The following is a 9,690-nucleotide window of genomic DNA, read 5'->3' as shown; positions in this document are numbered from 1 at the left end:
GTATATTGATATGATATAATTAAAATAAACTTATTAAATGGGGGAATTAGTATGAAAAATAATGAGAAGATATCATTTGGACTAATATGCCTTTTAGGTGGAATTGTAGCTGGATTTTTACTTGCACCTATAAAAAAGGGAATATACTGTGGCAATAATAATGGGAATAGTATATCGAATGCTGGAAATGTTGTCTCAAATTCTTATAAATAATGACTTATATAAATATTACACTGAAGTAAATGACTAAGGCACCTAAATAGTATTTATAAATACAAAGGAGACTTAAGTATGGAAAGAGTTATAATTATAGGATGTGGGGGAAGTGGTAAATCCACATTATCAAGGATTTTATCTAAAAAAACTGATTTGCCAGTAGTGCATCTAGACAAGTTATTTTGGAAAGAAGGCTGGATAAACATACCTAGAGAAGAATTTAATATATTACTTATGAAAGAATTAGAGAAGGATAAGTGGATTATAGATGGAAATTATGATAGAACCCTAGAAGAGAGAATTAAAAGGTGTGACACTATAATATATTTAGATTATCCAAGAAGAACTTCTTTATTTGGAGTAATAAAGAGAGTTTTATCTAGCTATGGGAAGGTTCGTCCAGATATGGCAGATGGATGTCCAGAAAGATTTGATTTAGAATTTATTAAATGGATATGGAATTTTAATAGAGAACATAGAGATAAATTTTATAAGATTATTGAAGAACAAAAAGACAAAGAAATATACATATTCACAAAGAGAAAAGAATGCAATGAATTTATAAAAACATTATAAGGGGAAAAAGGATGCTAGGAAGCTTTGGGATAATAGGAATAATAATTTTCTTTGTTATATTATTCTATATAATAAGAACAGCTGTAGAAGAAGGAGTACTATATGCTCTTAAAAAATATGATAGAGAAAAAGAAAGAGAAAGACAAAGACATATAGAAGATGATGAGGAAGACTTTTAAAATGTGAAGCATTTTATTGATTAAAGAATTAAAGAATGAAAAAATTAAGATATATATAATTAAAATCTTTATAGATTTTAATTATATGAGTATCTGTATGAGTTAGGAGCTTTGCATAGCAAAGCTCCTAAATACATTCATTATTTCATTATTTAATTCTTTCATTACTTTGAATTTAGCATGTAGTCCTTCCAATCGCCATTTTCAATATATATGGCCTCATTTTGGAATTTTGGATCTATATCCCTATTATAAAAATAAGAATAACAATCTTCATAGCTTTCATCATCAGTTAATTTAACTTTTACAAGTTTTCTTGAGTATTCATTATTTGGGTTTCCTTCACCTAAGAAACCTTCCATTTCATCCATGGCTTTTAATGTTGAATCGTAATTTTCAAGTTCAACTACTTCACCAACTACAGTATTATTTCCAGGAAATACTGCTGGATAACCTTTATAAGGCATATGATATAAATCAAAGCCAGTTATTTCAGCAGGTCTTATAGACTTAATCTTTCCCTTTAAATAAATATCATAGTTAAAGAAGCCTTCTCTTAAACTGCCATAGACAAAAATATTTGCTTTTTTAGTCATTAGCAGATAGTTCCACCTACAGTTTTTATATCTGATGAATTTTCTATGATAGCTTTTATGCTAAGTTCTAATCCTTTTGATATATCATCTATAGACATAGATGGAGTGTTAGGCTTTGTAGTTACTTGAGATGGAATATAAGGAACGTGTATAAATCCACCTCTTATATTTGGATACTTTTTATCTACTAAGTATAGAATTCCATACATAACATGGTTACATACAAATGTACCAGCACTATTTGAAACTGAAGCTGGAATACCATTATCAGTCATTTCCTTAACCATAGCCTTTATAGGTAGATTAGAGAAATATGCAGCTTCACCATCTTCATATATTGATATATCGATAGGTTGATTACCTTCATTATCTTTAATTCTTGCATCATCCATATTAATAGCAACTCTTTCAGGTGTTACTCCGAATCTTCCACCAGCTTGACCTACAGATATTACTACGTCTGGATTATGTTTTTCTATATTTTCTTCAATTTTTTCTAGCGATTTTCTAAATACAGTTGGTATTTCTATTTTTATAACTTCTTGTCCTAAAATAGTATCAGGTAATTTCTTTACAGCCTCTAAAGCTGGATTTATATTTTCTCCACCGAATGGATCAAATCCTGTAATTAATATTTTCATCTATAATCCTCCTTTATGTACTAAAATGCTAAGAAGTACATTAATGGTATATGAATTGCAAGTAAAGTTATTGCAAATACTGCTTGTGCCTTTATAACTGCATTCTTATCCTTTGTTTCTAATAAAGCTACTGGCAATACATTAAAGTTAGCTGCCATTGGAGTTAACAAAGTTCCACAGAATCCAGCAGTCATTGCTAGGGCAGAAGCAATTATTGGGTCTCCACCTTGAGCAAAAACAAAAGGAACTCCAATACCAACAGTAATAACTGAAAATGCAGCAAAAGCATTACCCATAATAGCAGTGAATAAAGCCATTCCAACGCAGTAAGCAGTTATTCCTATTAATACATTACCTTCTGGAATAACGCTTGAAATCATATTAGATATAATATCACCAACCCCAGCAGCTGTGAATAATGCACCAAGAGCAGCAAGTAATTGAGGCAATATTGCAGTAGATCCAACGGATTGGAACATTCTATTACTATCTTCTAAGAATTCACTAGGTTTAGCTTTTGTAATCATAAATGTAGCTATTAGAGCTATTATTGCAGCAATACCTACAGCAGCAACACCAGAAATTGGTGTAAATTGGGCAATAAGTAATGCGACTAAAGCAATTATTAATGAAGGAATAAAGATTTTTATTCCAATTTTATTTGCTTTTAAGTTTGCAAAAGTACTATCTAATTGTTTTAGAGTGCCCATATTAATTTGGTTAAAGGCAGCTAAAACACCTATTATTACAATAAGTAAACCAGATACAACTGCAGGAATAAATTCCCCGAGTATAAATATAACACCAAGTATTCCCCAGAATGATGCAGTACCATATTTAGTTTTATGATTTTTATCTTTTAAAGTAAACATCATAGTAAGTATAAAGAATAAACCAACCATAATGTAGAATATTTCTAATAGTATATTTGAAAATGCCTTAATATCCATATATCGTCCTACCTATTTTTATATTTTTTAGAAAGTTTTTTATCTAATAAATAATTTTGAATAACACCTAATATAAATGCTATTATAGCCACTGGAATTGAAGCTTTAGCAATTTGCAATGTATCAATATTACTATATCCAAGAGTTTCTAAAGTACCTGCAATAAGTAAAACACCTGAGTTTGCTAAGAAAACATTTTGACCAAAGAAGTTACCATAGTTATCAGCTGCTGCTGAATTAGCTTTAATTAAATCTTCGTCTTCTTCGTCAAGCTTGCCATATTTCGAAATAGCAGCTCCTTGAGCCATTGGGTTAATAAGTGGTCTAACAAATTGAGGATGACCACCAAGTTTAACTGCCATAGCAGCTGCAACTTCTCTAATAAATAAATATCCAGATATAAGTTTACCAGTTGATAACCCCTTTACTTTTTCTATTAACATAATTGCTTTTTCTTTTAATCCATATCTTTCACACAAACCTATTACTGGTAATGTTAAAAGGAATAAGCTCATTTCTCTTTTTTGTACAAAAGTTTCACCTAAAGTTGTAAGTATTTCAGAAATGCTCATATCAGCAATTAGTCCAGTTGTAATACCAGAAACAATTACTACTGCAATTGTATTAAATTTAAGTGCGAATCCTACTATAATTATTAGTATTCCTATCAATGCCATTGTTATCGAATCCTTTCGAATTTTGTTGTTTTTTGAATATTAATTTTATTATATATGCATTTTTATAAAAAATCTATAGTAATATTTGATAATTTATGCAAAAAACTGTTTCAAAAATACAAATCAAATAATTATTTTAGGTTGGTTTTCAAATAGGGACATAAGAATATAGTAATAAGTTAAATTCTATAAATAAAAGTTAATTAAATTAAATTTATTTCATAGTAATTACTAAAATTTAGGCCTTATTTTAAAAATATTTTCAAAAAAACATTTACATTTAAATTCTATTATGATATGATAAATACATAATTTAAAAAGTAGTGTGTTACTGGTAAAGCAGGCAAGGACTAAAAATATTATAGATATAGCTATATCTATAAGTTTTGGTCCTTTTTTTATTTTTTTAAGGCTTTTTTATAATAACTTTTAGAGAAAATGTAAATAATATGTCTGGATAGGAACATTCTACTGAGGTATTTATTTTTTAATTCATTTATACAAATTTATATTAAAGGAGGAATTATAAATGTTACAACAATTACAAAGAATTGGTAAAGCAATAATGCTTCCAATAGCTGCACTACCAATTGCAGGTATATTATTAGGAGTTGGTGGAGCTTTACTAGGAATTTCAGGCTTATCTAACCCACCAGCGGTTTATCAACCATTAATTGCTTTTGTTAATATTCCAGTTGTTACTGCTATATTAACAATAATGAAAAATGTAGGGGATATTATATTTGGAAACCTACCTTTACTATTTGCAGTAGGAGTTGCGGTTGGACTTGCTAAAAAAGATAAGGGAACTGCAGGTTTAGCTTCAATATTTGGTTTCATAGTTATGAACCAAGTTATATCTTCAATGCTAGCATTAGGATTAACTCAATTAGGTGTTGTTACTCCAGATTCAGTTGGAGAATATGGAACTTACGTTACTACTAACTTAGGTATATTTACATTAAATATGTCAGTTTTTGGTGGAATTATTACAGGTATAGTTACAGCAATATTACACAATAAATATCATACAATACAATTACCACAAGTTATTGGATTCTTCTCAGGATCAAGATTTGTTCCAATAGTAACTTCTTTAGCAATGGCAGTAGTTGGTGCTTTATTAGCATTCGCTTGGCCAGTAGTTCAAAATGGTATCGGAGTACTTTCAGAATTAGTTAGAAATGCAGGTGCAATAGGAACATTCTTCTATGGAGTTATTGAAAGAGCATTAATTCCATTTGGATTACACCACGTATTCTATACTCCATTCTGGTATGGATCATTTGTTGAAGGACAAATATTAGTTGATGGTGCATGGCAAACAGTTGCAGGTGCTAACACAGCTTACTTTGCTCAATTATCAAGTATGAGTAGCTTAGTTGGAGCTTCATCAGCAGATATGGCAAATATAGTTTCAGGAACAACAAGATTTATGGCTGGTAAATTCCCATTCATGATGTTTGGTCTTCCAGCAGCAGCTTTAGCTATGTATCACACAGCAGCTCCAGCTAAGAGAAAAGTTGTTGGTTCATTATTAGCATCAGCAGCAGTAACAGCATTACTTACAGGTATAACTGAGCCATTAGAATTTACATTCTTATTCGTTGCACCAGTATTATATGGAGTTCACTGTGTATTAGCAGGTTTATCATTTATGTTAATGGATGTACTTAATGTATTTATAGGTATGACATTCTCAGGTGGTTTAATAGACTTTACATTATTCGGTTTATTACCAGCAGGAGCAGGAGTTCCAACTAACTGGATAAGATTAATTCTTGTAGGTATAGTTTATGCAGTAGTTTACTACTTCTTATTCTTATTCTTAATTAAGAAGTTTAACCTAAAAACTCCTGGTAGAGATGAAAGTGAAGAAGAAGTTAAGCTTTACTCAAAATCAGATTACCAAGAAAAAGCAGGTATTCCGCAAGCTGATATAAATGAAAAATCAGCAAAAAAAGCTGGAAAAGGAAATGAAATTCAAGAAAATGCACCAGCTGTATTAGCTGCTTTAGGTGGAGAAGAAAATATAGTTAGTGTTGATGCTTGTATCACAAGACTAAGAGTAGAAGTAAAAGATAAAGCAAATGTAAATAAAGATGAATTAAAAGCTTTAGGAGCAGCAGGAGTAGTTGAAGTAGGTAACGGAATTCAAGCTATCTTCGGTGCAAAAGCAGATGCTTATAAAAATGAAATTAAAAATATTCTAGATATTGACTAATATATAGAACGATTTATATAAAGGTCGCTAACTCTTATAACATGAGTTAGCGACCTTTTTTCTATAATAAAATTTTATGAAAAAGAATAATTAGTATAGAAATGAAGTATAATAAAATTACATTATTTTCAATAAAGATATGTATAATAAGTTTATATTATTTTTAATAAGGATATTTAAATAAAGGATTTAATTGAGGTTGTTTTAATGGAGGGTATATAGTGAAAAGATTAAAGATAATTAGTATAGTTGGAATACTTATTCTAGTAATAGTATCAATTACATGGGCAAGTAAGCCAAGGCCTATTTCTAAAAATACTAAGAAAGTAATAGCCGAATCAAATTCAGACCTTTCCTTTGCAGTACTTGGAGATGTTCATGAAAATATTGAACATTTTCAAGAAGCTATTAATGATTTATATACAATAAATCCAAATATGGATGCTTTAATACTAAATGGCGATGTTGTAGATCAAGGATTAGATGAGCAATATAAGTCTGTAGAGAAAATTTTAGAGAAAAATAAGGATTTATTACCTAAAACAATTATAAAGAATATAGGTAATCATGAGTTTTTTGATTATAAAATAGAAACTAATTCAAAAGAACTAGTTCAAGGTTTTATAAATAGGTATTTAGAATTCGCAGGAGAGCAAAAGGTCTATCACGATAAGTGGATAAATGATTACCATTTTATATCTTTAGGATCTGAAGATGGAAACTCAGAAACTATTAATTCAGTAACAGCATTTATATCTAATGAGCAAATAGAATGGTTCAAAGAAAAATTAGCTGAAAAATATGAGAAGGGTAAGCCTATATTTGTATTTTTACATCAGCATTTAGATTTTGGAGATAGTTCATGGACTGGAGTACAGCAAAGTGAAGAAATAAAAGAAATATTAGCAGATTATCCTGAAGTAGTAGTATTTTCATCTCATACACATAGGGATTTAACTAAAGATAGTGTTGTTTTAAATAAGCCATTTACTGTAATTCATACAGGAGCAGTTCATTATACTATTCTTCCTGATTCAAGTACTGAAAATGGATTTGTAAGAGATAGAAGTTATATTAAAGGTATCTATGTTGAAGTCAATGAAAATAAGGTTCTTATTAAGGGAAGAGATATAAAAGAAAAGCAATGGATATTTAGTACTGAAATTTCAAAGTAAAGAGATAAAGCTTTTAAATAATATAGAGCTTGATTTAAAACAAAGTAAGTCTTAATGTAGCTATATTAGTTGAAAGCTTAATCTTAAAATATAAAATTTAATGATTAATTAAATTATTTTCTGCTTTTAATAGTGTTTCTTCATATCGTTCTATTTTTAAGTTTAAACGTTCTAATGTTTTTTGCATTTCTAAAGTCTTTTTAAGTAGGATATCCCTTTGATCAATTAGAATTTGCTTTCTAGCAGCAGTAGTTGAATCACCCTTTTGGAATAACTCAACATATTCTATTAAGGCTTCAACTTGAACTCCAGAATTACGCATACATTTAGCATATTCAACCCATTTACAATCTTCTTCTGTATAATCTCTAATTCCACCAGGAGTACGATTAACGGCTGGAATCAACCCTATTCTTTCGTAATATCTTAAGGTGTCAGCTGAAATATTAAACATTTTACTTACTTCTGTTATAGTCATAAATTACACCCCCTATTTATACTTTAATTATACCAAATAGCATTTATAATACAAAATTATGATATTAATTAGAAATGAAGTAGTATTTTTATTTGTTCATTGGTTCTTTATTACAAATAAAGAATACTCCTTGGAGTTAACTCTAGGTCAATAGATGTTTTGAAATTAATTTTTGGAGGAATTATACTTAAGTTGAATAATTAAAAGGAGATAAAAATTGATATTATTAACTTATTTAGTAGGAATACAGTAAAATGAACCTTTGTGTGAACAATGAAAACTCTGATATAATTAAGTTATTTAAAAGGTGTTTTAGTTAATTAAAGCTAGTAAAAAGAAAATAATAGTGAATTTGATTTAGAAATATCCTTTTAGTAGATTAAGGGGGCAGAATTATGGATGTAGGGATAATTGGATTTGGGGGAGTTAGTAAGGCTTTTATAAAGCTTTTATTAGATAAAGAAGATAGCTTAAAGAAAAAAGGTTTAGATATAAGGGTAAAGTATTTAATTAAGAGTAATGGTGGAATTTATAATAAAGATGGAATAAATATTAAGGAAATAGTTGATAGAGATTATAGTTTAGTAGATTCTGACTTTAAAGAAGATATTAATATACATAATATAGTAGATAATAGAGATATAGATATTTTAGTTGAGCTTACAAATACTAATATAGAAACTGGAGAGCCTGGATTAACTCATATTAGACTAGCCTTAGAAAATAATATAAATGTAGTTACAGGAAATAAGGGACCTATATTATTAGAGTATAACAAGTTAAAATCTATTGCAGATAAAAATGGATTAGCACTTGGAGTTGGATGTACTACAGGAGGAGCCTTACCTTCAATAAATGTAGGAAATTATGATATAGCTGGATCTGAAATATTATCTATTGAAGGTGTATTAAATGGGACTAGCAACTATATCCTATCAGAAATGTACGAAAATGAGGTTGAATATAAAGATGCATTAAACAAGGCAATTTCTTTAGGGATTGCAGAATCTAATTATAAGTTAGATGTAGAGGGCTATGATACAGCTTCTAAAATATTAATATTAGCTAATGTATTAATGGATGCTAATTTATCTCTTAAAGATATAAGTATTGAAGGGATAGATAAAGTAAAGAAGGAAGAGATTCTAGGAGAAAAAGCTAGAGGTAATAAGATTAAGCTGATTGGAAAAGTATATAATGAGAATAATAAAATTTCTGCATATGTAAGATCAGAGGTATTAAATAAGGAACATCCACTGTATTTTGTGGATAATAAAAATAAAGGTGTTAATTATTCAACAGATACCTTAGGTGATATTAGCATAATTGGAGGAGCTTCTGGAACTGTAAATGCAGCAGCCTCAATCTTAAGAGATATAGTAAATATAAATAGAGGTATAAAATAACAAGTTAATTTGGATATTATACCAAAAGTGATGCTTAAAAACTTGTTTTGACTAGCAGAACTTTCACAGAGTGAATTATGTATTATCTTAATAGAGGGATTCATTGGTAAAGGATAAATTGCTAATGATATAAGGGGGTAAGAATTATGAATAAAGAAGAAAAGAAGAAATTAAGAAATATTGTTTTAGACAAGAGAAATTCTATAGATAATAATAGAAAAGAAGAGATGGATAGAGAGATTTTTAATAAGATAATTAATTTAGACTTATATAAAGAAGCTAAAAATATTTTTATCTATTTAAGCTTTGGAAGTGAGATAGATACTAAACCAATAATTGATAGAGCTTTAGAAGATGGAAAAGAAGTTTATATACCTAAGGTTTATAAAGTTAATAGGGAAATGAAAGCTATAAGATTAAATAATTTTGATGATTTAGAAGAAAACTCTATGGGAATATTAGAGCCTAAGGATGATTCTAATTTTATTGCCAAGGAAAACATAGATTTAATTATAGTTCCAGGAGCTGTTTTTGATTTAGAAGGGAATAGAATAGGTTATGGTGGTGGATAT

At 28.9% G+C, this 9,690-nt stretch carries 12 protein-coding genes; 7 read left to right on the top strand and 5 right to left on the bottom strand.

The window, feature by feature from the left end:
• The first annotated feature begins 51 nt into the window (after nt 1-51).
• The 3 genes from E6248_RS09225 to E6248_RS09215 all read left to right on the top strand — a co-directional run bounded on the left by E6248_RS09225 (nt 52) and on the right by E6248_RS09215 (nt 971).
• Complete coding sequence (locus E6248_RS09225; RefSeq protein WP_316340529.1) at nt 52-213, top strand: hypothetical protein; 162 nt, start codon at nt 52-54, stop codon at nt 211-213.
• A gap of 78 nt (nt 214-291) precedes the next feature.
• Nucleotides 292-792: a topology modulation protein gene (locus tag E6248_RS09220; protein ID WP_316340528.1), complete on the top strand. Its 501-nt coding sequence runs from the start codon at nt 292-294 to the stop codon at nt 790-792.
• 11 nt (nt 793-803) lie between these two features.
• Entirely contained in the window at nt 804-971 is a 168-nt protein-coding gene (locus tag E6248_RS09215) for a hypothetical protein (protein ID WP_316340527.1), read from the top strand.
• Nucleotides 972-1,135: 164 nt separating this feature from the next.
• On the opposite strand, the gene E6248_RS09210 is transcribed toward E6248_RS09215, so the two are convergent.
• Genes E6248_RS09210 through E6248_RS09195 form a run of 4 tightly spaced genes read right to left on the bottom strand, consistent with a single transcriptional unit; the run spans nt 1,136 to nt 3,835 of the window.
• Nucleotides 1,136-1,567: a gamma-glutamylcyclotransferase family protein gene (locus E6248_RS09210; protein ID WP_316340526.1), complete on the bottom strand. Its 432-nt coding sequence runs from the start codon at nt 1,565-1,567 to the stop codon at nt 1,136-1,138.
• Nucleotides 1,567-2,208, bottom strand: coding sequence for a pyroglutamyl-peptidase I (gene pcp / locus E6248_RS09205; protein WP_316340525.1), 642 nt, complete (start codon nt 2,206-2,208; stop codon nt 1,567-1,569). Before pcp ends, E6248_RS09210 begins: the two co-directional genes overlap by 1 nt.
• Nucleotides 2,209-2,228: 20 nt before the next feature.
• Nucleotides 2,229-3,158: a DUF979 domain-containing protein gene (locus E6248_RS09200; protein WP_316340524.1), complete on the bottom strand. Its 930-nt coding sequence runs from the start codon at nt 3,156-3,158 to the stop codon at nt 2,229-2,231.
• Nucleotides 3,159-3,166: 8 nt separating this feature from the next.
• Complete coding sequence (locus E6248_RS09195) at nt 3,167-3,835, bottom strand: DUF969 domain-containing protein (RefSeq protein ID WP_316340523.1); 669 nt, start codon at nt 3,833-3,835, stop codon at nt 3,167-3,169.
• A gap of 529 nt (nt 3,836-4,364) precedes the next feature.
• Between E6248_RS09195 and E6248_RS09190 the strand changes: the two genes are divergently transcribed.
• Both E6248_RS09190 and E6248_RS09185 read left to right on the top strand, forming a co-directional pair.
• Nucleotides 4,365-6,059 carry a PTS transporter subunit EIIC gene (locus tag E6248_RS09190; RefSeq protein ID WP_316340522.1) on the top strand — a complete coding sequence of 565 codons (1,695 nt, stop codon included), beginning with the start codon at nt 4,365-4,367 and terminating at the stop codon, nt 6,057-6,059.
• Between the two features lie 221 nt (nt 6,060-6,280).
• A complete protein-coding gene (locus E6248_RS09185; RefSeq protein ID WP_316340521.1) occupies nt 6,281-7,234 on the top strand; it encodes a metallophosphoesterase in 954 nt (317 codons plus the stop codon).
• Nucleotides 7,235-7,331: 97 nt separating this feature from the next.
• Here E6248_RS09185 and E6248_RS09180 read toward each other — a convergent pair whose 3' ends face one another.
• The gene (locus tag E6248_RS09180) at nt 7,332-7,712 is read right to left on the bottom strand and encodes a MerR family transcriptional regulator (RefSeq protein WP_316340520.1); all 381 of its coding nucleotides are present in this window, start codon (nt 7,710-7,712) and stop codon (nt 7,332-7,334) included.
• 395 nt (nt 7,713-8,107) lie between these two features.
• Here E6248_RS09180 and E6248_RS09175 point away from each other — a divergent pair, with 395 nt between their 5' ends.
• Both E6248_RS09175 and E6248_RS09170 read left to right on the top strand, forming a co-directional pair.
• Nucleotides 8,108-9,118: a homoserine dehydrogenase gene (locus E6248_RS09175; protein WP_316340519.1), complete on the top strand. Its 1,011-nt coding sequence runs from the start codon at nt 8,108-8,110 to the stop codon at nt 9,116-9,118.
• 146 nt (nt 9,119-9,264) lie between these two features.
• A partial coding sequence (locus tag E6248_RS09170) for a 5-formyltetrahydrofolate cyclo-ligase (protein WP_316340518.1) occupies nt 9,265-9,690 on the top strand: 426 nt, incomplete at its 3' end.

Origin of the sequence: Clostridium sp. (assembly GCF_032552055.1) — a bacterium.
GTDB lineage: Bacteria > Bacillota > Clostridia > Clostridiales > Clostridiaceae > Clostridium.
This window is presented reverse-complemented; position numbering and strand designations above follow the sequence as displayed.

Excerpts from the sequence above, each read along its gene's own strand:
- E6248_RS09225 (WP_316340529.1), top strand. The coding sequence starts at position 52 with ATGAAAAATAATGAGAAGATATCATTTGGACTAATATGCCTTTTAGGT.
- E6248_RS09210 (WP_316340526.1), bottom strand. The coding sequence starts at position 1,567 with ATGACTAAAAAAGCAAATATTTTTGTCTATGGCAGTTTAAGAGAAGGC.
- E6248_RS09180 (WP_316340520.1), bottom strand. The coding sequence starts at position 7,712 with ATGACTATAACAGAAGTAAGTAAAATGTTTAATATTTCAGCTGACACC.
- E6248_RS09215 (WP_316340527.1), top strand. The coding sequence starts at position 804 with ATGCTAGGAAGCTTTGGGATAATAGGAATAATAATTTTCTTTGTTATA.
- pcp (WP_316340525.1), bottom strand. The coding sequence starts at position 2,208 with ATGAAAATATTAATTACAGGATTTGATCCATTCGGTGGAGAAAATATA.
- E6248_RS09195 (WP_316340523.1), bottom strand. The coding sequence starts at position 3,835 with ATGGCATTGATAGGAATACTAATAATTATAGTAGGATTCGCACTTAAA.
- E6248_RS09200 (WP_316340524.1), bottom strand. The coding sequence starts at position 3,158 with ATGGATATTAAGGCATTTTCAAATATACTATTAGAAATATTCTACATT.
- E6248_RS09190 (WP_316340522.1), top strand. The coding sequence starts at position 4,365 with ATGTTACAACAATTACAAAGAATTGGTAAAGCAATAATGCTTCCAATA.
- E6248_RS09175 (WP_316340519.1), top strand. The coding sequence starts at position 8,108 with ATGGATGTAGGGATAATTGGATTTGGGGGAGTTAGTAAGGCTTTTATA.
- E6248_RS09220 (WP_316340528.1), top strand. The coding sequence starts at position 292 with ATGGAAAGAGTTATAATTATAGGATGTGGGGGAAGTGGTAAATCCACA.